Origin of the sequence: Shimia sp. Alg240-R146 (assembly GCF_947331465.1) — a bacterium.
Classification (GTDB): Bacteria; Pseudomonadota; Alphaproteobacteria; order Rhodobacterales; family Rhodobacteraceae; genus Shimia.
The window spans coordinates 838,335-863,357 of sequence record NZ_CAMZOK010000001.1; the positions used below are offsets into that span (position 1 = coordinate 838,335).

General features: G+C 56.9%; 26 protein-coding genes, 1 tRNA gene and 1 riboswitch. Of the genes, 17 read left to right on the top strand and 10 right to left on the bottom strand.

Going from position 1 to position 25,023, the window contains the following annotated elements; all coding sequences use genetic code 11:
• Positions 1-21: 21 nt before the first annotated feature.
• The 8 genes from PG871_RS04020 (at position 22) to PG871_RS04055 (ending at position 7,516) form a co-directional block, all read left to right on the top strand.
• Positions 22-519 (top strand): lactoylglutathione lyase family protein, encoded by a 498-nt coding sequence (locus PG871_RS04020; protein ID WP_270726239.1) that lies wholly within the window; start codon positions 22-24, stop codon positions 517-519.
• A 54-nt stretch (positions 520-573) separates the two neighbouring features.
• Positions 574-1,251 carry an HAD-IA family hydrolase gene (locus PG871_RS04025; protein WP_270726240.1) on the top strand — a complete coding sequence of 226 codons (678 nt, stop codon included), beginning with the start codon at positions 574-576 and terminating at the stop codon, positions 1,249-1,251.
• Entirely contained in the window at positions 1,248-1,958 is a 711-nt protein-coding gene (locus PG871_RS04030) for an ATP12 family chaperone protein (protein WP_270726241.1), read from the top strand. The genes PG871_RS04025 and PG871_RS04030 overlap by 4 nt, the downstream gene beginning before the upstream one ends.
• Positions 1,959-2,159: 201 nt before the next feature.
• Positions 2,160-3,176 (top strand): amino acid ABC transporter substrate-binding protein, encoded by a 1,017-nt coding sequence (locus PG871_RS04035; RefSeq protein WP_270726243.1) that lies wholly within the window; start codon positions 2,160-2,162, stop codon positions 3,174-3,176.
• A 123-nt stretch (positions 3,177-3,299) separates the two neighbouring features.
• Entirely contained in the window at positions 3,300-4,532 is a 1,233-nt protein-coding gene (locus PG871_RS04040; RefSeq protein ID WP_270726246.1) for an amino acid ABC transporter permease, read from the top strand.
• Between the two features lies 1 nt (position 4,533).
• Positions 4,534-5,829 carry an amino acid ABC transporter permease gene (locus tag PG871_RS04045; protein ID WP_270726249.1) on the top strand — a complete coding sequence of 432 codons (1,296 nt, stop codon included), beginning with the start codon at positions 4,534-4,536 and terminating at the stop codon, positions 5,827-5,829.
• A 15-nt stretch (positions 5,830-5,844) separates the two neighbouring features.
• The gene (locus PG871_RS04050) at positions 5,845-6,636 is read left to right on the top strand and encodes an amino acid ABC transporter ATP-binding protein (RefSeq protein ID WP_270726250.1); all 792 of its coding nucleotides are present in this window, start codon (positions 5,845-5,847) and stop codon (positions 6,634-6,636) included.
• A gap of 94 nt (positions 6,637-6,730) precedes the next feature.
• A complete protein-coding gene (locus tag PG871_RS04055) occupies positions 6,731-7,516 on the top strand; it encodes an SDR family NAD(P)-dependent oxidoreductase (protein WP_270726251.1) in 786 nt (261 codons plus the stop codon).
• 6 nt (positions 7,517-7,522) lie between these two features.
• Here PG871_RS04055 and PG871_RS04060 read toward each other — a convergent pair whose 3' ends face one another.
• From PG871_RS04060 to PG871_RS04085, 6 genes are all read right to left on the bottom strand, one after another.
• A complete protein-coding gene (locus PG871_RS04060; RefSeq protein WP_270726253.1) occupies positions 7,523-8,032 on the bottom strand; it encodes a SixA phosphatase family protein in 510 nt (169 codons plus the stop codon).
• Positions 8,029-8,679 (bottom strand): ferredoxin, encoded by a 651-nt coding sequence (locus tag PG871_RS04065; RefSeq protein WP_270726254.1) that lies wholly within the window; start codon positions 8,677-8,679, stop codon positions 8,029-8,031. The genes PG871_RS04060 and PG871_RS04065 overlap by 4 nt, the downstream gene beginning before the upstream one ends.
• Positions 8,676-9,470, bottom strand: a complete 795-nt coding sequence (locus PG871_RS04070; protein ID WP_270726255.1) for a sterol desaturase family protein — start codon at positions 9,468-9,470, stop codon at positions 8,676-8,678. The genes PG871_RS04065 and PG871_RS04070 overlap by 4 nt, the downstream gene beginning before the upstream one ends.
• 62 nt (positions 9,471-9,532) lie before the next feature.
• Complete coding sequence (argB, locus tag PG871_RS04075; protein WP_270726257.1) at positions 9,533-10,396, bottom strand: acetylglutamate kinase; 864 nt, start codon at positions 10,394-10,396, stop codon at positions 9,533-9,535.
• Between the two features lie 268 nt (positions 10,397-10,664).
• Positions 10,665-11,678 carry a zinc-binding alcohol dehydrogenase family protein gene (locus tag PG871_RS04080; RefSeq protein ID WP_270726260.1) on the bottom strand — a complete coding sequence of 338 codons (1,014 nt, stop codon included), beginning with the start codon at positions 11,676-11,678 and terminating at the stop codon, positions 10,665-10,667.
• 62 nt (positions 11,679-11,740) lie between these two features.
• Positions 11,741-12,028: a putative quinol monooxygenase gene (locus PG871_RS04085; protein WP_270726262.1), complete on the bottom strand. Its 288-nt coding sequence runs from the start codon at positions 12,026-12,028 to the stop codon at positions 11,741-11,743.
• Positions 12,029-12,157: 129 nt separating this feature from the next.
• Between PG871_RS04085 and PG871_RS04090 the strand changes: the two genes are divergently transcribed.
• A complete protein-coding gene (locus PG871_RS04090; RefSeq protein WP_270726266.1) occupies positions 12,158-12,517 on the top strand; it encodes a winged helix-turn-helix transcriptional regulator in 360 nt (119 codons plus the stop codon).
• 20 nt (positions 12,518-12,537) lie between these two features.
• On the opposite strand, the gene rnpA is transcribed toward PG871_RS04090, so the two are convergent.
• Both rnpA and rpmH read right to left on the bottom strand, forming a co-directional pair.
• Positions 12,538-12,954 (bottom strand): ribonuclease P protein component, encoded by a 417-nt coding sequence (gene rnpA, locus PG871_RS04095; RefSeq protein WP_270726267.1) that lies wholly within the window; start codon positions 12,952-12,954, stop codon positions 12,538-12,540.
• Positions 12,955-12,976: 22 nt separating this feature from the next.
• On the bottom strand, positions 12,977-13,111 hold the full coding sequence (gene rpmH / locus PG871_RS04100) for a 50S ribosomal protein L34 (protein WP_048599009.1): 135 nt from the start codon (positions 13,109-13,111) through the stop codon (positions 12,977-12,979).
• Positions 13,112-13,473: 362 nt separating this feature from the next.
• Between rpmH and PG871_RS04105 the strand changes: the two genes are divergently transcribed.
• The 4 genes from PG871_RS04105 to PG871_RS04120 all read left to right on the top strand — a co-directional run bounded on the left by PG871_RS04105 (position 13,474) and on the right by PG871_RS04120 (position 17,175).
• On the top strand, positions 13,474-14,205 hold the full coding sequence (locus PG871_RS04105) for a TVP38/TMEM64 family protein (protein ID WP_270726303.1): 732 nt from the start codon (positions 13,474-13,476) through the stop codon (positions 14,203-14,205).
• On the top strand, positions 14,205-15,623 hold the full coding sequence (locus PG871_RS04110; RefSeq protein WP_270726305.1) for a dihydrolipoyl dehydrogenase family protein: 1,419 nt from the start codon (positions 14,205-14,207) through the stop codon (positions 15,621-15,623). Before PG871_RS04105 ends, PG871_RS04110 begins: the two co-directional genes overlap by 1 nt.
• A 27-nt stretch (positions 15,624-15,650) precedes the next feature.
• Positions 15,651-17,039, top strand: a complete 1,389-nt coding sequence (locus PG871_RS04115) for a sensor histidine kinase (RefSeq protein ID WP_270726307.1) — start codon at positions 15,651-15,653, stop codon at positions 17,037-17,039.
• 59 nt (positions 17,040-17,098) lie between these two features.
• Positions 17,099-17,175 (top strand) — tRNA-Arg (locus PG871_RS04120).
• 363 nt (positions 17,176-17,538) lie between these two features.
• Here PG871_RS04120 and PG871_RS04125 read toward each other — a convergent pair.
• Entirely contained in the window at positions 17,539-19,239 is a 1,701-nt protein-coding gene (locus PG871_RS04125; RefSeq protein WP_270726309.1) for a methyl-accepting chemotaxis protein, read from the bottom strand.
• 565 nt (positions 19,240-19,804) lie between these two features.
• Here PG871_RS04125 and PG871_RS04130 point away from each other — a divergent pair.
• The 4 genes from PG871_RS04130 to PG871_RS04145 all read left to right on the top strand — a co-directional run bounded on the left by PG871_RS04130 (position 19,805) and on the right by PG871_RS04145 (position 24,189).
• A complete protein-coding gene (locus PG871_RS04130; protein WP_270726312.1) occupies positions 19,805-20,914 on the top strand; it encodes an NADH:flavin oxidoreductase in 1,110 nt (369 codons plus the stop codon).
• A 199-nt stretch (positions 20,915-21,113) separates the two neighbouring features.
• Entirely contained in the window at positions 21,114-22,058 is a 945-nt protein-coding gene (gene tal / locus PG871_RS04135; RefSeq protein ID WP_270726315.1) for a transaldolase, read from the top strand.
• Between the two features lie 302 nt (positions 22,059-22,360).
• Positions 22,361-23,764, top strand: coding sequence for an MATE family efflux transporter (locus PG871_RS04140; RefSeq protein ID WP_270726317.1), 1,404 nt, complete (start codon positions 22,361-22,363; stop codon positions 23,762-23,764).
• Positions 23,761-24,189: a glyoxalase superfamily protein gene (locus PG871_RS04145; protein ID WP_270726319.1), complete on the top strand. Its 429-nt coding sequence runs from the start codon at positions 23,761-23,763 to the stop codon at positions 24,187-24,189. Before PG871_RS04140 ends, PG871_RS04145 begins: the two co-directional genes overlap by 4 nt.
• Positions 24,190-24,241: 52 nt before the next feature.
• Here the strand turns inward: PG871_RS04145 and PG871_RS04150 are convergent, their stop codons facing one another.
• The gene (locus tag PG871_RS04150; RefSeq protein ID WP_270726321.1) at positions 24,242-24,715 is read right to left on the bottom strand and encodes a 6,7-dimethyl-8-ribityllumazine synthase; all 474 of its coding nucleotides are present in this window, start codon (positions 24,713-24,715) and stop codon (positions 24,242-24,244) included.
• A 69-nt stretch (positions 24,716-24,784) separates the two neighbouring features.
• A riboswitch (FMN riboswitch) is annotated at positions 24,785-24,913 on the bottom strand.
• Positions 24,914-25,023 lie beyond the last annotated feature (110 nt).

Consider the following 25,023-nt stretch of genomic DNA (forward strand, 5'->3'; position numbering starts at 1 on the left):
TCAACTTTTTGGGGAGGTATCATGCCCGCCGTTTCATTTTCTCATATCGGGATCACAGTTCCCGACCTCGATCGCGCGGTGAAGTTTTACACCGAAGCGTTTGATCTTTACCTGCTGATGCCGCCAAGCGAGGTGATGCAGGACGATAGCGCAATTGGCGAAATGTGTGACGACGTATTTGGTCCCGGTTGGGGAAAGTTCCGCATCGCGCATGTGTCGACCGCCGATGGAATTGGCATTGAACTGTTCGAGTTTCCCAAGACCGATGACACTCCGCCGCCGTTTGAATACTGGAAACCCGGAATTTTCCATTTCTGTCTGCAAGACAGCGACATGGAGGCGCGGATCAAACGCATCGAAGAGCTTGGTGGCAAACAGCGGATGCAACGGGTGCGGTACTACTACCCTGACGAGAAACCCTATCGCATGGTCTATTGTGAAGATCCATTTGGGAACATCATCGAACTCTACAGCCACTCTTATGAACTTACCTATTCCAGTGGGGCATATACGGGCTGAGCTTGACGTCGGTCCTTTTGCGTGGTGAAGCATCGCCAAGCAAAAGGACGACAGATGCGGCTAAAACTGGTGATATTTGACGCGGATGGCACACTGGTGGACAGCCAGGCGGACATTCTCGGGTCGATGCATGGCGCGTTTGAGCGACAGGGCATGACGTCGCCGTCGCGCGAAGATATTTTGGGTATCGTGGGGCTGTCGCTGGATGTGGCGATGCTGAAACTTGCACCTACCACGGATGCGGTGACACGCGCGGCTTTGGTGGAAGGCTACAAGCATACATATATGCGCCGCCGCGAAGCCGTTGGCGCCAAAGAAAGTTCGCCACTGTATCCCGGCGCGTTGGCGGCGTTGGACCGGCTGAAGGCGCGCGATGATGTTGTGTTGGGCGTGGCGACCGGAAAGTCGCGGCGCGGATTGGACAAGTTGATCGAGGGGCATGGTTTGGAAGGCTATTTCCTGACCCGTCAAGTGGCAGATGACCACCCGTCCAAGCCGCATCCGTCGATGATCCTGACGGCTTTGGCCGAGATGGGCATCGAAAGCGGCGATGCGGTGATGATCGGCGATACATCTTATGACATGGAGATGGCGCAGTCCGCCGGCGTTGCGGGGCTCGGCGTGAGTTGGGGATATCATCCATCCAGCGCATTGAGTGCAGCGAAGCATATTATTGAGGATTTTTCGGCGCTGGACACAGTGTTGGAACAGATGTTTGGAGAGTTGGCATGAGCGGTTGGGCAAAAAAGCGGTTTTGGAAAGAGGCCTCTGTCGAGGAGACAGACGAGGGTTTCGGCATTCTGCTTGATGGTCGCCCGGTGAAGACACCTGCAAAAGCGCCCCTGACGTTGCCGACACGTGCAATGGCCGAGGCGGTAGCCGCAGAATGGGCCGCGCAGGACGAGAAGATCGACCCAGCAACAATGCCTGTCACCCGCTCGGCCAATGCGGCGATAGACAAAGTAACGATTCAGCACGGCGAGGTGGCTGATATGTTGGCGGAATATGGCGGCACGGATTTGCTGTGTTATCGCGCCACCACGCCGGAGGCTTTGGTTGCGCGGCAAGCCAAAAGTTGGGATCCGATGCTTGAGTGGGCAGAACAAGAATTCGGGGCGCGGCTGGTGGCGGTCGCCGGTGTGATGCACCATGCGCAGGACACCCAATCACTGGAGAAATTGCGGACCGAAGTGCATAAACTCTCGGCCTTTGAAATGGCGGCCTTTCATGACTTGGTTGGCATTTCCGGGTCGCTGATTCTCGGATTCGCTGCACTGCGTGGGGTTCACGATGCGGACGAAATCTGGCGTCTGTCACGCGTTGATGAGCAGTGGCAAGAGGAGCAGTGGGGCGTTGATGAGGACGCGTCCAAGGAAGCGCAGATCAAATATGACGCGTTCCTGCACGCAAATCGCTTTTATAAGTTGGCACAAATTTAGCAAATTAACCTTTTTTGCAGGCAGTTTGGGCGTCTTTCACCCATCGATTGAATCCCGTGATGGACCTCTTGACGTTTGACGATGAATGCGCCCAAACTGAGCCACGATGTAATTGGGGTGTAATCCTTAAACATCTAAAGGGCCGGGAGTGGCCTACTAAAACCGCCTCTCAAAGGGGCGGGTAATCAGGAAGAGGTAAAAATGAAAAAATCCGTATTCTTTGGTGCGCTGACTGTTGCTGGCCTTGCGGCCGGTGCTGCGGCTGCTGGCACGCTGGATGACGTGAAAGCACGCGGCAAGCTGAACTGCGGCGTGACCACCGGTTTGGTTGGCTTTGCTGCACCTGACGCGAACGGCGAATGGATGGGCTTTGACGTTGGCGTATGCCGCGCAGTTGCCGCCGCTGTTCTGGGTGACCCGAAAGCTGTAGAGTTTGTGCCAACTACCGGCAAAACCCGCTTTACTGCGCTGGCGTCTGGCGAAATCGACATGCTGGCACGTAACACCACATGGACCTTCTCGCGCGACGTGGACCTGAAGTTCACATTCGTTGGCGTGAACTACTATGATGGTCAGGGCTTCATGGTTCCTAAGGATCTGGGCGTAAGCTCGGCCAAAGAACTGGACGGCGCGACTGTTTGTATTCAGACCGGTACCACCACCGAGCTGAACCTGGCGGATTTCTTCCGCTCCAACAACATCAGCTATGAGCCGGTTCCAATCGAAACCAACGCTGAAGCACAGCAGCAGTACCTTGCAGGTGCTTGCGACGTGTACACAACGGATGCTTCCGGTCTGGCCGCGACTCGCGCCACATTCGAAGATCCAGCTGGTCACGTTCTGCTGCCAGAAATCATCTCCAAAGAGCCTCTCGGCCCACTGGTTCGTCACGGCGACGACAACTGGGGTGACGTGGTTCGTTGGTCCTTGAACGCTCTGATCACAGCAGAAGAGCTGGGTGTGACATCTGCAAACATCGGTGAGATGGCTGCTGGTACAAACAACCCAGAAGTTAACCGTCTGCTCGGCACCGAAGGCACCCTGGGCGAAATGCTCGGTCTGGACGCCGGTTGGGCCAAGGCAGCCATCATGGCTGGCGGCAACTACGGTGAGCTGTTTGAAGGCAACATCGGTGAAGCCACACCAATCGGTCTGGCCCGTGGCCTGAACGCTCAGTGGACAAATGGCGGCCTGATCTACTCGCCTCCTTTCCGCTAAACACATCACGGAAAGGGCGCGGTACACACCGCGCCCTTTTCGCTTTGCGACCTCTGCAAACAATAATCGGCCAGACGCTTTAGACGTCAAAAAATAAAGGCCGAGCAACGGGGAAGATCCTTCATGACCACTTTGACCGACCCTCCTAAGGCGTCGTTCCGGCTGTCTATGCTGATCAACGACACGCGCTATCGCTCGTTGACGTTTCAAGCAATCGCAGCCGTGGCACTGGCCCTTGCGTTTGTGTATCTGGGCAACAACCTGATGCAAAACCTTCGCGCCGCCGGCCTGAATATCTCGTATAGTTTTCTTGGCGACCAAGCTGGCTATGACATCAACCAGCGTCTCATCGAATATGACAGCCAATCTACACACGCTCGTGCAGCCCTCGTCGGGATTTTGAACACACTGCTTGTGGCGTTCTTGGCTTGTATTACCGCAACCATCTTTGGCGTGGTTGCAGGGGTTCTACGGCTGTCCAACAACTGGATCATATCCAAGTTGATGGCCGTTTATGTGGAAATTTTCCGCAACATTCCGGTGCTGATCTGGATCATCATCATTTTCACCATCATGACGGCAGTGATGCCTGGCCCCCGGGAGTTCAAAGGCGACAACGCGACATCGAGCATGTTTCTGGATCTGGTAGCATTTACCAACCGAGGCGTATACATCCCGATGCCGTTCTTTGAGAATGGCCTGTTTGGCAATGCAGCGTTGAACTGGGTTCTAGTTCTGTTGGTGGCAATGGGGTCTTGGTACGCGACGCGCAAAGCAAACGCGCGTGCCGCCGAGGTTCAGGCCGAGACCGGCATTCGTCCAAACACATTTTGGACCAATCTGGCGATCTGGCTGGCACCGTTCATTGCCTTGATGTTCATCATGGGGCTTTCGTGGGAAGTGCCTGCGCTCAAGGGCTTTAACTTCAAAGGTGGTATCAAAGTCGGCGGATCGCTGATCGCGCTTTGGTTTGCGCTGTCGATCTATACAGGCGCCTTTATCGCGGAAAACGTCCGTGCTGGTATTCAAGCTGTGTCGAAAGGACAAACCGAGGCCGCAGCGGCTTTGGGCCTGCGTCCGCGTCGTGTGATGAACCTTGTGGTTCTGCCGCAGGCGCTGCGTGTGATCATTCCACCGCTGATTTCTCAGTACCTCAACATCACCAAGAACTCGTCTTTGGCTATTCTTGTTGGCTATGCGGATGTCACTGCGACGTTGGGCGGCATTACGTTGAACCAAACGGGCCGCGCGATCGAATGTGTGCTTCTGCTGATGTTGTTCTATCTCACTGCGTCGCTGCTGATTTCGATGGCGATGAACGTCTACAACGCATCCGTTAAGCTGAAGGAGCGCTGAGATGGCTGATCAAGAGACAAATTCGATTGCCTTTGTGGCCACCGAAGTGATCCCGGAATCCGCGCCTCCGGCGCGCGAAACCGGCGCTGTAAAATGGATGCGCGAGAACCTGTTTTCGAGTGTCACCAACAGCATTCTGACACTTGTGGCGCTTGTGTTCATTTACTTGATCCTGTCTGGCACTGTGCCATGGATCGTGAATGGTCTTTGGACAACATCGTCGTTGGCGGAATGTCGTGAGGCGCTTGCTGGTAAGACTGGCGCGTGTTTCTCGGTACTGACAGAACGCTGGAACCAGTTGATCTATGGGTTCAAATACCCTGTAGAGGAATATTGGCGTCCAAATCTGGCCTTTGTGCTGATGCTGGTTGCCATTGCGCCTGTGTTGTTCTTTGAGCTTCCGCGAAAGCTGTTGATCGTAACAGCCCTTTATCCCTTTGTGGCCTTTTGGCTGATTTGGGGCGGCACCATTCTGGCACCGCTTCTGGCGTTGATTGGCTTTGTGGTTGCGGGTGTGTTCTTCCAAGTGTTTGGTCGGACCAACTTTGCTTTGGGTTTCTTTGGAGCGGTTGTGATTGCCTTGGTCATCTGGGCCGTTGGCGGAATGCTTATTCCAGAAGATGCGTCCGAGAATGCCTTGTTGTCTGCAGTGCCAAGTCGTGACCTCGGGGGCTTCATGCTCAACCTCATGCTGGGCGTGACCTGTGTGTCCTTGTCGGTGCCGTTGGGCATTGCATTGGCACTGGGGCGAATGTCTGACATGCCGCTCATCAAAGGGGTCTGCGTTGTCTTTATCGAGTTCATTCGGGGCGTGCCGCTGATCACGCTGCTGTTTGTGGCCTCGGTTATGTTGGCGTATTTCTTCCCGCCCGAAAGCACAGTGGACCTGTTCCTACGGGTGGTGATTATGATCACGCTTTTCTCGGCAGCCTATATTGCTGAGGTGATCCGTGGTGGCCTCGCAGCTTTGCCAAAGGGGCAATATGAAGCTGCAGACAGCCTTGGGCTTGATTACCCACAGGCAATGCGTCTGATCATCCTGCCGCAAGCGCTGAAGATCTCCATTCCGGGCATCGTCAACGTGGCGGTGGGTCTGTTTAAGGACACAACACTGGTGTCGGTCATTTCGATGTTCGATCTGGTGGGCATGATCCGCGGACCGATCTTGGCTTCGACCGAATGGAACGGCGTCTACTGGGAATTGCTGGGCTTTGCCGCGCTGCTGTTCTTCGTCGTCTGCTACGGCATCTCTCAATATTCACAGTGGCTCGAGCGCAAGCTCCACAAAGGCCACTAAGAAGGGGTTCTCAATATGTCTGAACTTATCACTGACCGTCAAATCGATCGCTCCAAGATGCACGTCTCTGACGAGGTCGCGATCAATATCTCTAACATGAACAAGTGGTACGGGTCGTTCCACGTGCTGCGCGATATCAACCTGACGGTCAACGAGGGCGAGCGTATCGTCATCGCGGGCCCATCAGGGTCGGGCAAGTCGACGTTGATCCGCTGTATCAACCGTCTGGAAGAACACCAGTCGGGCGATATCATCGTGGATGGCATCGAATTGACCAATGATCTCAAGAACATCGACAAGATCCGGTCCGAGGTTGGCATGTGCTTTCAGCACTTTAACCTGTTCCCGCATCTGACGATCCTTGAGAACTGTACCTTGGCGCCGATCTGGGTGCGCAAAACACCCAAGAAAGAAGCCGAAGAGATCGCGATGCACTTCCTTGAGAAGGTCAAGATCCCCGAGCAGGCCGACAAGTACCCCGGCCAGTTGTCAGGTGGCCAGCAGCAGCGTGTGGCGATTGCACGCTCGCTGTGCATGAAGCCACGCATTATGCTGTTTGACGAACCGACGTCTGCTCTTGATCCTGAGATGATCAAAGAGGTGCTCGACACCATGATCGAGCTTGCGGAAGAGGGCATGACCATGCTTTGCGTGACGCACGAAATGGGTTTTGCCCGTCAGGTTGCGAACCGCGTGATCTTTATGGACCAAGGCCAGATCGTTGAGCAAAACGAGCCGGAAGAGTTCTTCAACAACCCGAAGAGCGAGCGTACGCAGCTGTTCCTGAGCCAGATCTTGGGTCACTAAGACAGGTGTCGCAAAGAGTTGATGAGGCCGCGGTGGAAACATCGCGGCCTTTGTTTTTAGGTAGTGTGCAGAATTTGCGTTGAAAGGGCAGACCATGACGAAGACAATTTTGATCACCGGCGCAACAGATGGAATTGGGTATGAAACCGCCAAGTTGCTGGTATCGGAAGGTCATAGGGTTCTGGTGCACGGGCGCAGCGCCGAAAAACTGGGGCGGGTGACGCAGGACCTTGTCGTAAAGGGATATCGCGCTGATTTGTCGTCGTTTTCAGACACCGCGGCGCTCGCCCAAGCCGTAAAGGCGGATAACGACACGATCGATGTGTTGATCAACAACGCGGGCGTTTTCAAAACGCCGCAAACGCACACGGCTGACGGATTGGATGTGCGGTTTGTGGTGAATACCTTGACGCCATATCTGTTGACCTGCGCGCTGTTGGACCAAATGCCCGCGGACGGTCGGGTGGTGAATTTGTCATCGGCCGCGCAGGCGCCAGTGGATTTGACTGCAATGAAGGGTCAGCGGGATCTCAGCGCGATGGACGCTTATGCACAGAGCAAGCTGGCGATCACGATTTGGAGCCGCGAGTTGGCGGCTGAGTTGCCGGACGGCCCGTCGGTGGTGGCTGTGAACCCCGGGAGTTTGCTGGCTTCCAAAATGGTTAAAGAAGGGTTCGGGGTGGCCGGAAATGACCTAAGTATTGGCGCCGACATTTTGCGGCAGGCGGCGCTTTCTGACACCTTTTTGGGCAAGTCAGGCGCATATTTTGACAATGATTCCGGCCGCTTCGCCGATCCGCATCGTGACGCGTCGAACACCGGGAAATCGGCTGCGGTCTATTCCGAGATTAAAGCGCTGGTGGCGCAGTATGGCGGGTAGCAGCAGTTAGCCGCTGGCGCTGTCCAAGAGGTCGCGGGGAACGGCAAAGTCGATGGCTTCGGCTTGGCCAAACTGCACCTCTTGCCACGAGGCGGCGTCGAAACGAAAGATCGTTGTCGCGTTTGTCGGATAGTCAAAAAATCGAGGATGGTCGGGGCGTTGACGGGCAAGAAGCTCCGCGAAATGGCCTATCCCCGGATTGTGTCCGAGCATTAGAACGGTGGTGCCAGTTGCCACGTGCAAGTGCCGCAGCATGGTGTTTGCACCCGCATGATAGAGCGCGTCCTCAAAGCGTGTGTCCGTGACCTTTAGGCCAAGGCGGGAGAAGGTTTCGCGGGTGCGTTCAGACGTAGAGCACAACAGTTGATCCGGTAGATATTCAGTTTCGAGCAGCCATGCCCCGATTGCTTTGGCCGAGGCCCGGCCGCGCTTGTTGAGTGGTCGGTCGTGGTCTGATTGTAGCGGGTCATCCCAGCTGGATTTGGCGTGGCGCATCAGGATCAGGGTGAGGCTCATGGATGGAAGGCTTTCATATGCAAGGCGGATTGGACGTCGGTGCGGGCTGCACCTACGCTAAGCGGGCAGGCACGTCGGGCGATGCAGCCGCGCGCCATGCAGCCGGCACCGTCGGATGTGTCGAGAAAATCATGACAGGCCGATAGGTTATAGAGGTTTTCCGCACTTAGAGCTGAGACTGGACAGGCAGTGGTGCAAGGGGCAGGGCAGGTGTCACAGGGAGACGTCCCAGTGGGTGCCGGCAAGAGGACTTCCTGTCTCAGATGCAGTGCGCCGCGCAAAGACACCATCAGGCCGACGGTGTCGTGAACCATCATGCCAACAGGACTTTGAAAGAAGCGGCCAGTGTTCAGCGCCCACGAGATAAATGGTGGGTACGGTGGGCCGTCAGAGGGAAAAGAACACTCTGCGGCAATAGGTAGAGCGATCTCAGCCAAAACGCGTTTGGACCAGCGGTCCACCGGATTTGGCGCGGCATCGAGGTATTCAGAGGCTTGGGAAAACACCGGCCAGAAATCCGCTCCGGTGCCAAGCAGAACAATTGTGCCAACTTCGTCGTCCGCAGAATATACCGCGCGAGGGTGCAATGCGCCCATTACAATCAAGCCCCGATCTTTGGCCTGTTTGGCTATCTCGGCGTAACTCATTTGCGACCGAACGGCAGAAGAAAGCTCCAGCCGAATCGGGTTGGGCGTTTGTCCTGCCATGCAAGGCCGATGGTCATCTTATCATGTCCCTCGCGGGGTTGCGCGATGTAGGTTCCGAGCGTTCGGTCCCAGATCGATAAGGCAAACCCATAGTTGCTGTCGTGTTCGTCCCGATGCACGGAATGATGCACACGGTGCATGTCAGGCGTCACCAAGGCAAGGCGCATGATGCGGTCCAAGGCAATCGGCAGGCGAATATTGGAATGCGTGAAAAGCGCGGTCGCGTTCAGAAGGATTTCAAAGATGAGCACAGCCAGCGGTGGGGCGCCTAGCGCGTAGACAAGTCCGACCTTGAGGCCCATGGACAGGGCAATTTCCACCGGATGGAACCGGATGGCTGTGGTGACGTCCAGGTCCGGATCGGCGTGGTGAACCCTGTGCAGGCGCCAGAGCAGCGGGATCTTGTGTGTGATCAGATGCTGTAGCCAGATGGCGAAGTCCAAGATCAACACCGCCAGAAATACTGCAATCCAATCAGGAAGTTGGATCTGGTTGAGCAAACCCCAACCGCGGGTTTGCGCATCAAGTGCGGCACCGATGGCAAGCAGAGGAAGTGCCAGTGCCACCAGTCGGAGTGTCAGCGTGTTGAGCACCGAAAAACCCCAGTTGGTCAGCCAGCGTCGCGGGCGGGACCACCGCAGTTTACGACGGGGAAGCAGGCGTTCGGCAACGGCCAGAAGCACAAAGAGGCCGAAGAAAAACAGCAGGCGGATCAGAAGGTCATCAGACATTGAAAGCTCCAATAGGTGGTTTCAATGTATTCTGTTTTGAGAATATATAAAGAGTGTGCAGATCAATCCGCGCGGATCATCGAGCCTGCGCCGTGTTCGGTGAACAGCTCCAAAAGGCAGGCGTTGGGGGCGCGGCCGTCGAGGATGACCACAGCGCGCACGCCTTTGTCGATGGCGTTCAACGCGGTTTCCGTCTTTGGGATCATGCCGCCCGCTATGACGCCTTCTGCGGTCAAGTCTTTGATTTGCTGCGCTTTCAGCTCTGTCAAAATTTCACCGGACGCGTTTTTCACACCCTCCACATCGGTCAGCAACAGCAGGCGGTCGGCCTGCAGGGCGCCGGCAATGGCGCCGGCGGCGGTATCGCCATTGACGTTGAAGGTTTCGCCATTGCGGCCAGCGCCCAGAGGCGCGACGACAGGAATGGTGTCATTGGCAAAGAGATCGGTCAGGACCGTGGCGTCCATATCCGCGGGCGAGCCCACAAATCCCAGTTCAGGATCGGTTTGGTCGCAAATCATCAGGTTGGCATCCTTGCCCGAAAGGCCAACAGCCTTGCCGCCTTGACGGTTGATCGCCTGCACGATGCGTTTGTTGACGACACCTGACAGCACCATCTCGACCACCTCTACGGTTGCGGCATCGGTGACACGTTTGCCGTGCACAAAATCGGATTTTATTTCAAGACGTTCCAGCATCGCGTTGATCATCGGGCCACCGCCATGAACGATCACGGGATTGATGCCGACATGACGCATCAGAACCACATCGCGGGCGAAATCTTCCATGGCTTCGTCGCTGCCCATGGCGTGGCCGCCAAGCTTGATGACAACGATCGCGCCTGCGTAGCGCTGCAGGTAAGGCAGGGCCTGAGAGAGTGTGCGGGCAGTTGCGATCCAATCGCGGTTCATGTCTTGCTTCTTCATGTCTGGGACCTCTTCTGGAGGCCGTTGTTACCCGCTTGGCAGGAGCCTGCCAAGGGTAGGGCGGACAGATCATGGAGAATCGTGGTTAATCGTCTTGTTTTTCGGGATTTCATCCGTCGGCATTACGTCTGCATCACGTCGGTATTGCGTCGGTGCGATTTGGAGCCGAAATTGAGCTAACGGATCGCGCGTTGCGCAACGGGCAAAACCTTTGGCGAGGCCGTCGCCCTGTGCGGCTGCGCCCGCCGGAGCGGACGCAGCAGAGTGGTTAGAAACCTTCGAGGACGATCTTGCCTTTGGCTGTGCCGCTTTCGATCAGGGCGTGCACTTGCTTGAGCGTCTCGGCATCGATCTTGCCGGCCACGTCGGTCACGGTAGTGCGCAGTTTGCCTGCATCGACCAGATCCGCCACTTCGTTTAGCAGATCGCGCTGGGCGTCCATGTCGGCGGTGCCAAACAGTGAGCGGGTGAACATCATTTCCCAATGCAACGAAATCGCTTTGAGCTTGAGCGGCATGGCGTTCAGCGTGGCAGGATCGTCAATCAGGCCAAAGCGGCCTTGAGGTGCGATCAGCTCGATGATGTCGTCAAAATGCGCATCGGTCATGGTGGTGGAGAACACATAGCCGGGCGCGCCAAGACCAAGGGCCGCAACTTGTGGTGCGATAGGTTCACGGTGGTCGATCACGTGATGCGCACCAAGGTCTTTGACCCACGCTTGCGTTTCGGGACGCGACGCGGTGGCGATGACCGTCATGTCGGTCAGTGCCCGCAGCAGTTGGATGGTGATCGAGCCGACGCCTCCTGCGCCGCCAATCACGAGGATGGTGTTGCTGCCCTCAGGCGTTGCGTCACGTACCTTCAGGCGGTCAAACAGCATCTCATACGCGGTGATGGCCGTGAGTGGCAGAGCCGCGGCTTCGGCGTCGGTCAGCGTGGTCGGTTTGCGGCCAACGATGCGTTCATCCACCAGATGAAATTCGCTGTTGGTGCCTGCGCGCGCAATGGAGCCTGCGTAAAACACCGCGTCGCCCGGTTTGTAGTATGTTGCGTCGGGGCCGACGGCCTCGACCACACCAGCGGCGTCATATCCCAGCACGCCGAATTCGGCGTCTGCTGCCAATGGACGCTGACGGACTTTGGTGTCTACGGGGTTCACGGACACGGCGTTGATTTTGACAAGAATGTCGCGCCCAGTCGGGGCGGGTTTGTCCAGAGTGATGTCGATCAGGCTGTCGGGGCGGTCAATCGGACCTGCGGCTTTGAAAACGACGGCTTTCATGGGGAGTTCCTTTATTGAGTAGGGGAGCAGAGTGGCCAACGGTGGGGACGAGCCACGCCTAGTCAGTCAATCTTGGTCATTTCGTTTAACACGAAGCTGTCCACGGCGCCGTCGGTGGCGGCCATATATGCGGCGAGGTGCGGCGCGTTCATGTGGGTTTGCCACAACTCACGGCTTTCCCAGTTTTCGTAAAAGACAAAGAGGCCGGGATTTTCGTTGTCCTGGTGCAGGTCGTAGTTGATGCAGCCTTTTTCGGCGCGGGTGATGTCGATCAGCTTTTTCAATTCATCCTCGACAAGGGCTTCTTTTCCGGCGGCAGCGGTGATTTGGGCAAGAATGGTGAGGGACATGACAATCTCCGAGAGGGTGTAAATTTGTTGTGTCGCTCTTATGTGTGATTTGCGATAATCTATGCAAGTACGCACCTTTTGGACATATAGGGGCCAAAAGGATACTGTGACCGCGATTGCGAGGAAGAAATGAACCGGTTTGAAGATTATGACTGTAGCGGCGGATGCCCGGTTGAAGGCGCGCTGGAACAGATTTCGGGCAAGTGGAAAGGGCTGGTGATTTATCACCTGCTGGGGGGCACGCTGCGGTTCAATGAATTGAGCCGACGTTTGGGTACGGTCACGCAACGCACGCTGACAAAGCAACTGCGCGAACTGGAGGACGTCGGGATACTCCATCGCGAGGTTTATGCGGTGGTGCCGCCGAAGGTCGAATATTCGCTGACAGAGAAGGGCCGAAAATTGGAAGCGGTCGTTGTGGGCTTACACGCGTGGGGGCAGGAGTTTCCATCACGCAAAGTTCCGCTCTCGCCGCAAACCAGCGCCTAGGGTCGCCGCGAATTACAACGTCAGGAGGCGTGCAATTTGCGCAGGGCGTATCTGAGATCACCTTGCAGGGTGACAAAATCGCGCTGGTCAGTTTCGTCTTTGCGGCCGATCAGGACATAGTCCCAGCCGGGTTTGCCAAATTCGGGCAACATCAGGCGGGCCGCTTCGCGCATGCGCCGTTTGGCGCGGTTGCGGGCGACGGCGTTGCCAACTTTCTTGGAACAGGTAAAGCCGATGCGGATCGCGAGAGGATCGACGTCTTCGGTGTCACGGCGCTTGCGGGCCTGCACCATCATCGCCTTGGTGCCCTGTTTGCGGGCGCGGGCGGCAGCGAGGAAATCGCTGCGTTTTTTCATGACCTCCAGACGAACGGAAACCGCCGGAGACGCGCTCCCTTGGCTGGCTGGGCCATCCTTGGGGGTCTCCGGCGGTGTCATTCCGTCAAAACGGTCGGTGAGCTTATGCGCTCAGCGACTTACGACCGCGTGCGCGGCGTGCGTTCAGGATCTTGCGGCCGGCTTTGGTGGCCATGCGCGAACGGAAACCGTGGCGCCGTTTACGAACGAGGTTCGATGGTTGGTAGGTGCGTTTCATCGCTCCGTCTCCGATTTGTGTGTGCTGGGCTCCGGCGACAGATTCGCGGTGCCCGTTCTATTGGAAGCCCGGTCTTTAGACCTGTGGGCCGGATAAGTCAAACGGGTGATGTCGGTTTTGTATCAAAAAGGCAAGCGTCGGCGGGGATATTCCGCATTTAGCAGATTTGCGGCCTGATAACGTTTCAAAATCCGCTTTTGGGGGCGTGAAATTCGGCTGCGAAGCGGTCAATTGTTACGCTTCGAGCGCCATTCGTCACGAAACGCCCCGTCACGATCAAGCGCCCGTGAGGTCCCTGTTGTTTTGGCGGTCACTGCCGCATGTTTAAGGCAAGCAACAAGAAGAGGCCGGATGTGGCTGATATGACGAATACCGAGACACCCCCCAAATCAGGTTTGGCACGTTTGTTGCCATTGGCGGTGATTGGCGCGGTGGCGCTGGGCGGCGCATGGTTGTTGGGGGACTACCTGACTTTTGAGGCGTTGCGGGACAATCGCGAAATGCTGATTGCCTATCGTGATGCGCATTATTGGGCGGCGGTGGCCGCATTTATGATGATTTATGTGCTGATCGCGGGGTTTTCGCTGCCAGGGGCGACAATTGCCACGTTGGCGGGCGGGTTCTTGTTCGGGACCTTCCCCGGGGTTCTTTATAACGTTGGTGCGGCGACGATGGGCGCGACGATTGTGTTTCTGGCCGCCCGTTGGGGGCTTGGTGAGAAGCTGTCGGCGAAGATGGATGCCAGCGAAGGGCGCATCAAGGCGATCAAGGCGGGTATTGATGAGAATCAGTGGTCGATGCTTTTCATCATCCGGCTGGTGCCCTTGGTGCCGTTTTTTGTCGCCAATTTGATCCCGGCGCTGGTTGGGGTGTCTTTGTGGCGCTATGTGGTGTCGACCTTTGTGGGCATCATTCCGGGTGGGTTGGTATACACATCCGTGGGCGCTGGGCTGGGTGAAGTGTTCGCGCAGGGAGAAACCCCCAACCTAGGTATAATCTTTGAGCCGCATGTGTTGTTGCCGATTCTCGGGTTGGCGGCATTGTCGGCGTTGCCGGTGGCATTGAAATATATTCGCGGCAAGGAAGCGATCTGATGGACAATATCAAATGTGATTTGCTGGTGATTGGCGCCGGCTCTGGTGGGCTGTCTGTTGCTGCGGGTGCCAGCCAGATGGGGGCCAGTGTGGTTCTGCTGGAAGGCCACGAGATGGGTGGCGATTGTCTTAACTTTGGCTGTGTGCCGAGTAAGGCGCTGATTGCGAGCGCCAAGGCAGCGCACGGGCAGTCGACAAGCGCGCAGTATGGCGTGGCCGATCAGGTGCCGCAGGTGGATTACGCGGCGGCCAAGGCGCATGTGAAAGACGTAATTGCCCAGATCGAGCCGATGGACAGCCAAGAGCGCTTCGAAGGGTTCGGCGTGCGGGTGATCCGTGAATTTGGAACATTTGTCAGCCCACGTGTCGTGGAAGCCGGCGATCACCGCATCACCGCGCGACGGGTGATTGTCGCAACAGGTTCCAGCCCGCTGGTGCCGCCGATCCCGGGCTTGGACAGCGTGCCTTATCTGACCAACGAGACGCTGTTTGATCTGACGGAGACGCCGGAGCATCTTTTGATCATTGGCGGTGGGCCGATTGGCATGGAAATGGCGCAAGCGCATCAGCGGTTGGGCATCAAGACCACTGTTATTGAAGGCGCCAAAGCGCTGGGCCGGGATGATCCGGAAATGGCGGCGATTGTGTTGGACAATCTGGAAGCCGAAGGGGTGGAGATCGCCGAAGACGCGCTGGCCAAACAGATCAGCGGTGCGGCCGGCAAGATCACCGTGGAAACGCAGGACGGGCGCAGCTTTGGCGGCTCACACTTGTTGGTGGCCGTCGGGCGCAACGCCAATATGGAGCGGCTGAACCTTGAGGCCGCAGGAATTGAGACCACGCGCATGGGCATTAAGGTGGATGCGAGCCTGAAGACCACCAACAAGCGGGTTTATGCGATCGGCGATGTGGCGGGTGGCGCGCAGTTTACCCATGTGGCGGGCTATCAGGCCGGGGTGATCATCCGATCCGCGTTGTTTGGGCTGCCTGCAAAGGCGCGCACAGATCACATCCCTTATGCGACCTATACAGACCCCGAGTTGGCGCAGATTGGTCCAACCGAAGCTGAAGCGCGCAAAATATACGGAGAAAAGCTGACTGTGGTGCGGTTTGACATCGGCCACAACGACCGCCTGATTGCCGAACGTAAAGCCAAGGGGTTGATCAAGGCGATGGTCGTCAAAGGCCGTCCCGTTGGCGTGTCTATTGCCGGCCCACAGGCAGGCGAGTTGATCAATCTTTGGGCGCTCGTGATTGCCAACAAGCTCAAGATGAGCGCGGTTGCAGGCATGGTGTCGCCCTATCCGACGGTAGGAGAAATCAACAAGCGGGTTGCAGGGGCCTATTTCTCTCCCCAACTGTTTGATAATCCTAAGGTCAAACGGGTGGTCGGCTTGGTTCAACGCTGGCTGCCATAATCGCCGAACGATAAGGGGCGGGCACAGATGCTCAACACACTTTCAGGTCGTTTCCTGATCCTGACCATCATCTTCGTGATGCTGGCGGAAGTGTTGATCTTTGTGCCGTCGATTGCGCGGTTCCGTCAGGATTATCTGTTGAGTCGTCTGGAGCGTGCGCAGATTGCGTCGCTGGCGTTGCTGGCGGATGACATGATCGACATGGATCTCGAAGAAGAACTGTTGCGCAATGCGGAGGTCTATAACGTCGTGTTGCGCCGCAATGAGGTGCGGCAGTTGATGTTGTCGAGCCCTATCCCAAACCCGATTGCTGCGACTTATGACATGCGCGACCCGACTGCGGGCTTGTTGATCCGCGATGCGGTGATGCAATTGCTGGATCGGGAGGATCGTGTGATCCGCGTCATTGGTGCGCCGGTTCTGGAGGCCGGATTGCTGATCGAGGTGACGATGGACACCAAGGGGCTGCGCATGGCGATGGTGGATTACGGCGTGCGTGTTCTGGTGCTGTCGGCTGTGATTTCCGCCTTTACCGCGTTTTTGCTGTTCCTCGCTGTTCGGGCGATTCTGGTGAAACCGATCAAAGGCGTTGTTGGTTATATGCAGAGCTATGCGGCCGCGCCGGAGGATGCCCGACGGATCATTCAGCCAACGGCTGGCGTGCGGGAGTTGCGGGAAGCCGAGGAGGCCTTGCAAACGTTGCAGACCGAATTGACCGCCTCGCTCAAACAAAAAGAGCGGTTGGCGCAACTCGGTGGTGCGGTGGCCAAGGTGAGCCATGATTTGCGCAATATCCTGACCTCAGCGCAGTTGTTTACCGATCGCATTGAAACCAGCGAAGATCCGTTGGTGAGCCGTCTGGCGCCGAAATTGGTGGGATCCATCACACGGGCGGTGAACCTGTGTGAGAGCACGCTGGCCTTTGGCAAAGCCGAAGAGCCGCCGCCCAAGCTGTCGCAGGTGATGTTGGCAGATCTGGTGAGCGATGTCGTGGACAGCGAGCGCCTTGCTGTGGGGGAGTTTGATCTGAGCTTTGCCGAGGACATTCCCGCGGGGCTAACGGTGCGCGCTGACCCAGAGCAGTTGTTTCGGGTGATTTCCAATCTGGTGCGCAATGCGCGGCAGGCGATTATCGCATCGGGGCAGGGGGCCGAAATTGCGGTCGCTGCACGCGAGGATCAGGACGCTTGGCTGATCGAAGTGCGCGACACGGGGCCTGGCCTGCCACCCAAGGCACAGGAGCATTTGTTCACGCCGTTTCAGGGCGGGACACGCAAAGGGGGCTCTGGACTCGGTTTGGCGATTTCGGCGGAACTGGTGCGCGGCCACGGCGGGGATTTGTTGCTTAAAGAGACCGGATCGGCAGGAACCTGCTTTGAAATCTGCCTGCCCAAAGGCGATGTGGCGGCAATCTGAATTTTCTTTCGTTTTGCCCTTGCGCTTGTCCGGTGTAGGCTCTAAATCCCCCTCACCGCGCTCTGGTAGCTCAGCTGGATAGAGTACCTGACTACGAATCAGGGGGTCGGGGGTTCGAATCCTCCCCAGAGCGCCATTTCCCAAATTTAGCACACGTATTGCTTCAGCTTTTGGCCTCCGCCAAGAGCGGCCGTCCATGTTGAGACCATTTGGATCAGAGATCGCCAAGAAGAATTCCCGCAACAACTCTTCCTTGAGCCCGCTTTCTTTAGCAGCGTTCAAAGCGGCTTGGACCATTGGCGCGAGACCGGCTTTGCCTTTGGTGATCATCGGGTCAAACCGGCGTGCGGGAAGATCTACGGCGATTTCTAATGAGCGTGTCAGAAGCGTCTGCATGTATGCAGACAAGGAATGTTCCGGAAGTTTGAGGCTGACATTTGCAAACAAAAAAAGAGCGCACTTGCGAGCGCTCTTTTCATGGGTCTGCTTGGCAATCTTGTCAGGCAGATTTTCGCATAGGCACGGTTGCATTGCCGGCTTTTGGCGACGCGGTCTGATTGGTTGGCGAAGGACGGAAGCTCGCCACCAATGCCCCCAGTTCACGCGCGGCGGTCTGCAAGGCGCGACCCTGATCGCTGGAGCGTTCCACGAGCCCGGCGTTTTGTTGGGTGACCCGATCCAGATCCATGACACCTGCGTTGATCTCGGTGATCGCAGAGGCCTGATCGCGTGAGCTTTCGGCAATTTGCGCGGCCAGTTTGCTGACGTCCTGAATCTTGTTGGTGATCTCCTCGATGGCCTTACCGGCCTTGTCGACAAGGTTCACGCCGACTTGCACCTGATCCGCCGATGTCTCGATCAGTCCTTTGATTTCGCTGGCACTGGTCGCGGAGCGTTGCGCCAACGACCGGACTTCGGAGGCCACAACAGCAAAACCACGTCCACTGTCCCCGGCGCGCGCAGCTTCGACACCTGCGTTGAGCGCAAGAAGGTTGGTTTGGAAAGAAATGTCTTCGATCAAGCCATTGATTTCGCTGATCTTGACGGCGCTGTCCTTGATATCCTGCATCGCTTCGATCGCGGATTTTACGATTTCACCGCCCCGCACCGCGTCTGTTTTTGTGGTGTCTACAGTGCGTTCCACAAGCTTTGTTTGATCAGACGCCGATTGAACACCATCGGTGATCTGGCTGATGGCCGCAGCGGTTTCCTCAAGCGTCGCGGCCTGGTTCTCCGTGCGCTTCGCAAGGTCGTGTGTGCCTTTCGCCATCTGACCGGTCTCGTCTTCGATCTCGGAAATTGTGCCCAAGACACGGCCGATGACGTCATCCAGCGCCGCCGCTGTTTTGTTGAAGTCCGCCCGCAACATTTCGTAATCGGATTGGAACTCGGTGGCGATGCGATAGCTCAACTGACCTTTCGCCAATTGGTTCAAACCTTCGGCCAATTCAGAAACAACTTCGGCCTGCTCGCGGGCGTCCTCGTGGGACTTGTCTTCGAGCGCCTTGTTTTCCTTGATAGTTACGGAAAACGCGGCAACCGAACGCGCCAGGCGTCCAAGTTCATCTTTGCGGTCGATTTCGGGCACGTCGGTTTGGGTGTCGCCTTCGCGCAGGGTGGTAATGCGTGCCACAATGCGCGCCAGAGGGCGTGTCACGCCAGAGGCCGATACATATACGATGCCGGAGATCAGCAAGCAGATAAGCGCAACGGCAAAGCCTGATTGCGTGTAAAGTGTGTTTACCACAGAGGCGATCACGCCGCCGTCAAAACCCATCACCATAGTTGCGACAACGGTGCCATCGGAGTGGCGAATGGGGAACTTCACGTAAGCCACACCGCCGGATTCCAGTTGCATCGCGGCCTCGGTCCCCGCGAGGATTTCTGCTACGCCCGCGTCCCAACCTTCTGGGTTGGTGCCTTCCACGGCCAATTCAGCGAAGACGTCGCCATCTACGAACACCTTGGCAAACAGTGCATTCTCCATTTCGCTCACGCCGCCAATCGCGCCGCTAACGCCCTCGGCGTTAAAATCCCAAACCGCAGCGGCGACCGGGGATTCAAGGAATGTTTGAGCCAGGGTCACTTCGTTTTCGAAAGCTTTCACCAAGGTGGCGCTTTGTTTGGTTACCCAGAACACGGTTGTTGCAACAAAGGCGACCAGAATACAGGCCACAATCGGCAGCAATAGACGCGACATTATCGATAGTCCAAAGGCCCGTTTTTTTTCAGCGTTCATTTCGTGCTCCGATCAGACCGTGGCCAAATCCTTGGTGAGGTCTGGTGTGTTGCGCCGTCTCTGTGGCGCGTCTAGTTTTGTTCAACCCGCAGTTCGGCGTGCGCAGGCACGCTTTATGCATCGGTGTCTTGAGACGGCCTGATGGCATCTGCGACACGTCGTCTTTCCATTTCTTCGGCGCATGAGGCTGTCGGGCGGAAGCCTTGGCCTGCAAGGGGCACACATTCCGGCAAGACTCAGTTGCCATCTGAAGTCGTGAAGTTGAGGTGTTTGTAATCACGTGGCGTTAATAGAGACTTACTGTTGTCCAAGGCCTTTCAATCCCCCGCCGCAAGGGGGGAAGGAACGGTGTGACGCGTATTGCAGCGCCAACAAAAGTTGTGTGTTGCACTGCATTTGCGACGTTGGGTCAAAAATCGATCGTTTTGGCAGAATGGATTGCGCAACGAGCGACGCGCGGTAGAGCATAGGGCAACAGAAGTTGTGCGCCCGAAGGCATACGCTCCGCAGTCAGAGGAAAACCAAGATGAGCCGCCAAGATATCCTGTTCACGCCCGTGGATCTGGGCAAGTTGCAAGTGAAGAATCGTGTCGCCATGGCGCCGATGACACGCATGTATTCGCCCGGCAACGTCCCGAACTCCAAGAACATTGCGTATTACAAGGCGCGTGCCGAAGGGGGCGTTGGTCTGATTATCACGGAAGGCACCTTTGTTGGTCACAAGGCAGCGATTGCTTATCCGAATGTGCCGGCATTTTCTGGTGAAGATTCGCTGGCTGGCTGGAAAAAAGTCGTTGACGCAGTGCATGAGGCGGGCGGCAAGATTGCCCCGCAGTTGTGGCACGTCGGTGGCATCCGTCGCCCCGGTGTGAACCCCGGTGGCGATGAGCCGGGCCACAGCCCGAGCGGCATGGCCAAGCCGGGCAAAGTCACTGGTCACGCGATGGAACAGGCCGACATTGACGAGGTGATTGCAGCATTTGCCCAAGCTGCCTCTGATGCCAAGGAGATTGGGTTTGACGCGATCGAGCTGCACGGCGCACATGGCTATTTGATTGACCAATTCTTCTGGGACGGCACCAATGTGCGCGACGACGCCTATGGTGGTGATCTGGCAGGTCGGTCCAAGTTCGCATTGGAATTGGTGAAGGCCGTTCGTGCGGCCGTTGGTGAAGAGTTCCCGATCATCTTCCGGTTTTCGCAGTGGAAACAGCAGGACTACACCGCTCGCCTTTGCGAGACGCCGGAACAATTGGAAGGGTTTCTCAAGCCGCTGGCGGATGCCGGTGTGGATATCTTCCATTGCTCGACCCGCCGATTCTGGGAGCCGGAGTTTGAGGGAAGTGACCTGAACCTCGCAGGCTGGACACGCAACTTGACCGGCAAGCCGACGATTACGGTGGGCAGTGTTGGTCTCAATCAGGATTTCCTGCCGGAAAGCGGTATGGCCGATTTCAACGCAGCGGAGCCTGCGAGCATCGACAACCTGCTGGAGCGGTTTGAGAAAGATGAGTTCGACATGGTCGCGGTTGGCCGTGCGCTGATTGCGAACCCTGATTGGGCCAATCAGGTGCAAGACGGCAAGTTTGCCGATCTGGCGCCCTATGAGAAAGACATGCTGCAAAAGCTTGTCTGACCGTAAGCGACATCTTCAAGCTAAGGCCATGCATTGCATGGCCTTTTTTTGTGGCTTGGGGGATGTGGTTGGCAATCTTGCGCTGCGGGCGTCCATTGGGTGTTGTTTGCACCTGCATAAGCGGACTAAAAGGCGGTAACCCCATCATGCGATCAGGGTTGCGGGCAGGGCCCGTTCAACCCGAGACAAGGAGATCAACGTGGCGAGCGTTTTGAACCAATTGAGAGAGATGACCGTGGTTGTCGCCGATACCGGCGAAGTCGAGGCCGTCAAAACATATCAGCCAGTGGATTGCACCACGAACCCGTCGCTGGTGTTGGCCGCATTGAGCGATGCCGGTTCCGCCGAAATGGTGACTGCCGAGATCGAAAAGGGTCGCGCTGGCGGGTTGTCGGCAGAACAAGTGGCCGATGCGTTGACCGTGGCTGTGGGCGCGCGCCTGACGGCCTTGGTGCCGGGTCGTGTATCGACCGAAGTTGATGCGTGTCTGTCGTTTGACACCGAGGCGTCGGTAAAACGCGCGCAGGCGATCATTGCGGATTACGCCGAGCGCGGGATTGGAAAAGAACGCATTTTGATCAAGCTGGCCTCGACTTGGGAAGGCATTCGCGCGGCGGAAATCCTTCAGAATCAAGGCATTGACTGTAACCTGACGTTGCTCTTCAGCATGGCGCAGGCGGTGGCCTGTGCAGATGCCAAGGCGTTCCTGATCTCGCCATTCGTTGGCCGTATCACTGATTGGTACAAAGCGTCAGACGGCGTGGAAAGCTATGCGCCGAATGACGATCCGGGCGTGAAATCTGTGCGTGGCATCTATGATTATTACAAGTCCAACGGCATCAACACCGTTGTGATGGGCGCGTCGTTCCGCAACGTGGATCAGATCAAAGCGCTGGCAGGTTGTGACAACCTGACAATCGCGCCGGCGCTGCTGGATGCGCTGGACAGCGAAGAAGCGGCGCTGCCGCGTGTGTTGTCACCAGAGACCGCCAGCGGTGTTGCGCCCGTGACGATGGACGAGGCGACTTTCCGTTGGGAGATGAACCAAGATCCGATGGCGACCGAGAAATTGGCCGAAGGGATTCGCAAGTTTGACGTCGATCATAAGAAGCTGATCGCGATGGTTGCGGAGCGTCTGCAGTAAGCTGTAACACGTCGGTGCCCTATTTGACGTCTGTTGAGGTCAAAATCGGGAAGAAAACAAAAACGGCAATCGCAGGAAAGCGATTGCCGTTTTTGTTTGTGAGAAAGGGACGTCGAGCCCACTCGACGCACGAGCGAAGACTGACTAACTAAGCGCACGGCTGCAGACGCCTGCCTCCCGTGGACGCTTGTCTTGGTGAAGTTCTGTTACGACATAAAGCTATTGAACTCTTTGTGCATATCGCGCGGATGGTAATACGGGGCTCCATCTTTCACTGCGCGATCTGACGAGAGAGATGAGCTATGTCTGAGACCACAGAAGTTTCCCCCACCAACACGTTTACAGATGGCCCGATGGCTATCATCTATTTGAAAACCGCGCTGCCGATCATTTTTGTGATGGGCATGAACGGACTTTTGTCCGTAGCAGATGCCCTGTTTTTGGGTCATTTCGTTGGCCCTGATGCCTTGGCGGCCGTTACCCTTATGTTCCCGATTTACATGTTGATCGTGGCGCTTTCCACGCTTGTGGCGAACGGCATGTCGAGCCTACTGGCCCGGTCCCTGGGGGCTGGTGACATGGAGAGATCCCGTGCGATCTTTGCGGGCTCGCACGGACTGGCCGTTGCCTTGGGTCTGGTGCTGGTTCTCCTGTTTTACCTGCTGGGAGGTCCGGTCACGGTGCTTGCGGCTGGCGGGTCCGAAAATTTGGCGCAGATGGGACTTGTCTATCTTCAGATCACGGTTTTTTTCTCGCCGCTGCTATTCGTTCTGTCAGTCAATTCAGACGCTTTGCGCAACGAGGGTCGCGTCGGCTTCATGGCGGCCATGAGCCTCCTCGTCTCGGTGTCCAACATCGGATTCAACTACGTCCTGATTGCGGTTCTGGAGATGGGCGTTGCGGGGTCGGCCTTTGGCACGGCGGCGGCGCAAGCGCTGGCTTTTGCCATCATTTTATACGTCCGGGTGTTTGGCAAAACTGTCCTGCGACCTTCGGCTTTGCTGTCCCACGGGCTGACAGCGCACTGGGGGCGCGTTCTGGCGCTTGGCGCGCCCCAAAGCCTGAACTTTATCGGGTTGGCGCTGGGATCTGCGGCCATCATTGCGGCGTTGCAGTGGGTTGGCAGGGATGGCTATGCGGATACGATCACCGCCTATGGTATTATCACGCGTGTGATCACCTTTGCTTTCTTGCCGCTTCTGGGCCTGTCCTTTGCCTTGCAAACAATCACTGGCAACAATTTCGGGGCCAAGCTTTGGCACCGGTCGGATGCCAGCCTTAGGGCCGCGCTTTGGGTGTCGTTTGTCTATTGCGTGATGGTTCAGGGTCTTGTGACGACCTTCGCCGCCGACATCGCGGGTGCGTTTGTTGAAGATGGCGCTGTGATCGGGGAGGTTGCGCGCATTCTTCCGGTGATGACGGTGGTCTTCTTCCTCATGGGGCCAATGATGATGGTCGCGACCTATTTTCAGGCCATCGGCAACGCCGCGAAAGCCGCATTGCTTGGTCTGACAAAGCCCTATGCGCTGGCGATTCCTCTGACGTTTGGCTTGCCTTTGCTGTTTGGCGAAATCGGTATCTGGTATGCTGGTCCCGTGGCGGAGGTTCTGATGTTGGGCCTCACGGCGCTGGTGTTGGCCCATACAGCCCGTACCACCGGTTTGAAGTGGGGCGTTTTCCACGTGCAAGAAGGAGCAGCACCATGAACGCTGAACGTCCATCTGCAGCACAGGCAAAGAACGCGGCAAAACGGCTGCGCGGGACGCTGGCCGACCAGGGCAGGACCGTGAGCCATTCTGAGTCGCTTGAAATGATCGCACGTCAAAACGGTTATCGGGATTGGAATAGCTTTCTGGCAGTGATCGGCAATGCGCCCCCTGTCGGGTGGCGTGTTGGCGAGCAGGTCACGGGAACCTATCTTTCGCAAGATTTCCGCGCCGAGGTGACGTCGGTTTCGGAGGTCAAGTCAGGATGGTTCCGATTGGCCTTAAAGCTGGACACGCCCATCGACGTGGTCACGTCCGAGCATTTTAGCAATGTGCGAAAACGGATCCGGGGCACGGTCGGACCCAAAGGCCACTCGGTTGAGCGCACCAGCGACGGAGTGCCGATCCTTCGGGTCGATATGTGACATCCGCTTTGGAGAAAATACCGTTGGCCCGTGAAGGGCCAACGGCTGCGGGTCAAGCGGCTGACGCGACGGGGGCTGAGCCATCCAATTGCGCGTGAAGCTGCGCGATCTGCACGGCGGCCTGTGCCGCCTCGCGACCCTTTTTCACAAAGTGATCGTGAAAAAAGGTCATGTGTTCCTCAGAAGGTTGGAAATGGTGCGGGGTCAGCGAGACCGACAGCACCGGCACACCGGTTTTCTGGCCGGCTTCCATAAGGCCGGTGACCACGGCTTGGGCTACGAAATCATGGCGGTAGATGCCACCGTCCACCACAAGCGCGGCTGCGGCGATGGCGGCGTAGTCACCCGTCTCGGCCAGCTTTTGCGCCAAGAGTGGCATTTCAAACGCGCCGGGCACGTCAAAAACGTCGACGTCAGCGGTCACGCCAAGTTCGGCCAGTTGGGCTGTGAAGCCTGCATAAGCCTGATCGACGATATCGGCATGCCAGCGCGCCTTGATGAAGGCAAATTTAGGGGATTTTGTCATTGCTCTGATCCTTTCTCAAACGACAAGATCCCAGAGCGCACAGAAAGCGCAGGCCATGCGGCCCGTTCCTCCCATTCTCTATCATCCGGACTATAACCGTCGGCCCCGGAATCACACCGGTGTCTGCTGACCCACATTTTGTGGCGCTCGCGGGCTTTCACCGCCGGTGGGGAATTTCACCCCGCCCCGAGAATAATGTGGTTCTAAATCCTGTTGCGTGGCGGCGTCAAAAGGAATTGTCGGAACTGACGCAACGGTGGTTTTTGTCCGATATTTTGTTTGAGGCTCGAAATAATACTTGGCGCGGC

Bases quoted from the DNA above. Each gene is read 5' to 3' on its own strand.
- PG871_RS04115 (WP_270726307.1), top strand. From the start codon at position 15,651: ATGCTCAACACACTTTCAGGTCGTTTCCTGATCCTGACCATCATCTTC.
- PG871_RS04045 (WP_270726249.1), top strand. From the start codon at position 4,534: ATGGCTGATCAAGAGACAAATTCGATTGCCTTTGTGGCCACCGAAGTG.
- PG871_RS04150 (WP_270726321.1), bottom strand. From the start codon at position 24,715: ATGACAAAATCCCCTAAATTTGCCTTCATCAAGGCGCGCTGGCATGCC.
- PG871_RS04025 (WP_270726240.1), top strand. From the start codon at position 574: ATGCGGCTAAAACTGGTGATATTTGACGCGGATGGCACACTGGTGGAC.
- PG871_RS04070 (WP_270726255.1), bottom strand. From the start codon at position 9,470: ATGTCTGATGACCTTCTGATCCGCCTGCTGTTTTTCTTCGGCCTCTTT.
- PG871_RS04080 (WP_270726260.1), bottom strand. From the start codon at position 11,678: ATGAAAGCCGTCGTTTTCAAAGCCGCAGGTCCGATTGACCGCCCCGAC.
- PG871_RS04050 (WP_270726250.1), top strand. From the start codon at position 5,845: ATGTCTGAACTTATCACTGACCGTCAAATCGATCGCTCCAAGATGCAC.
- PG871_RS04130 (WP_270726312.1), top strand. From the start codon at position 19,805: ATGAGCCGCCAAGATATCCTGTTCACGCCCGTGGATCTGGGCAAGTTG.
- PG871_RS04125 (WP_270726309.1), bottom strand. From the start codon at position 19,239: ATGTCGCGTCTATTGCTGCCGATTGTGGCCTGTATTCTGGTCGCCTTT.
- PG871_RS04030 (WP_270726241.1), top strand. From the start codon at position 1,248: ATGAGCGGTTGGGCAAAAAAGCGGTTTTGGAAAGAGGCCTCTGTCGAG.
- PG871_RS04145 (WP_270726319.1), top strand. From the start codon at position 23,761: ATGAACGCTGAACGTCCATCTGCAGCACAGGCAAAGAACGCGGCAAAA.
- PG871_RS04040 (WP_270726246.1), top strand. From the start codon at position 3,300: ATGACCACTTTGACCGACCCTCCTAAGGCGTCGTTCCGGCTGTCTATG.
- PG871_RS04035 (WP_270726243.1), top strand. From the start codon at position 2,160: ATGAAAAAATCCGTATTCTTTGGTGCGCTGACTGTTGCTGGCCTTGCG.
- PG871_RS04055 (WP_270726251.1), top strand. From the start codon at position 6,731: ATGACGAAGACAATTTTGATCACCGGCGCAACAGATGGAATTGGGTAT.
- rnpA (WP_270726267.1), bottom strand. From the start codon at position 12,954: ATGACACCGCCGGAGACCCCCAAGGATGGCCCAGCCAGCCAAGGGAGC.
- PG871_RS04110 (WP_270726305.1), top strand. From the start codon at position 14,205: ATGGACAATATCAAATGTGATTTGCTGGTGATTGGCGCCGGCTCTGGT.
- PG871_RS04060 (WP_270726253.1), bottom strand. From the start codon at position 8,032: ATGAGCCTCACCCTGATCCTGATGCGCCACGCCAAATCCAGCTGGGAT.
- PG871_RS04020 (WP_270726239.1), top strand. From the start codon at position 22: ATGCCCGCCGTTTCATTTTCTCATATCGGGATCACAGTTCCCGACCTC.
- argB (WP_270726257.1), bottom strand. From the start codon at position 10,396: ATGAAGAAGCAAGACATGAACCGCGATTGGATCGCAACTGCCCGCACA.
- PG871_RS04065 (WP_270726254.1), bottom strand. From the start codon at position 8,679: ATGAGTTACGCCGAGATAGCCAAACAGGCCAAAGATCGGGGCTTGATT.
- PG871_RS04085 (WP_270726262.1), bottom strand. From the start codon at position 12,028: ATGTCCCTCACCATTCTTGCCCAAATCACCGCTGCCGCCGGAAAAGAA.
- PG871_RS04105 (WP_270726303.1), top strand. From the start codon at position 13,474: ATGACGAATACCGAGACACCCCCCAAATCAGGTTTGGCACGTTTGTTG.
- PG871_RS04140 (WP_270726317.1), top strand. From the start codon at position 22,361: ATGTCTGAGACCACAGAAGTTTCCCCCACCAACACGTTTACAGATGGC.
- rpmH (WP_048599009.1), bottom strand. From the start codon at position 13,111: ATGAAACGCACCTACCAACCATCGAACCTCGTTCGTAAACGGCGCCAC.
- PG871_RS04090 (WP_270726266.1), top strand. From the start codon at position 12,158: ATGAACCGGTTTGAAGATTATGACTGTAGCGGCGGATGCCCGGTTGAA.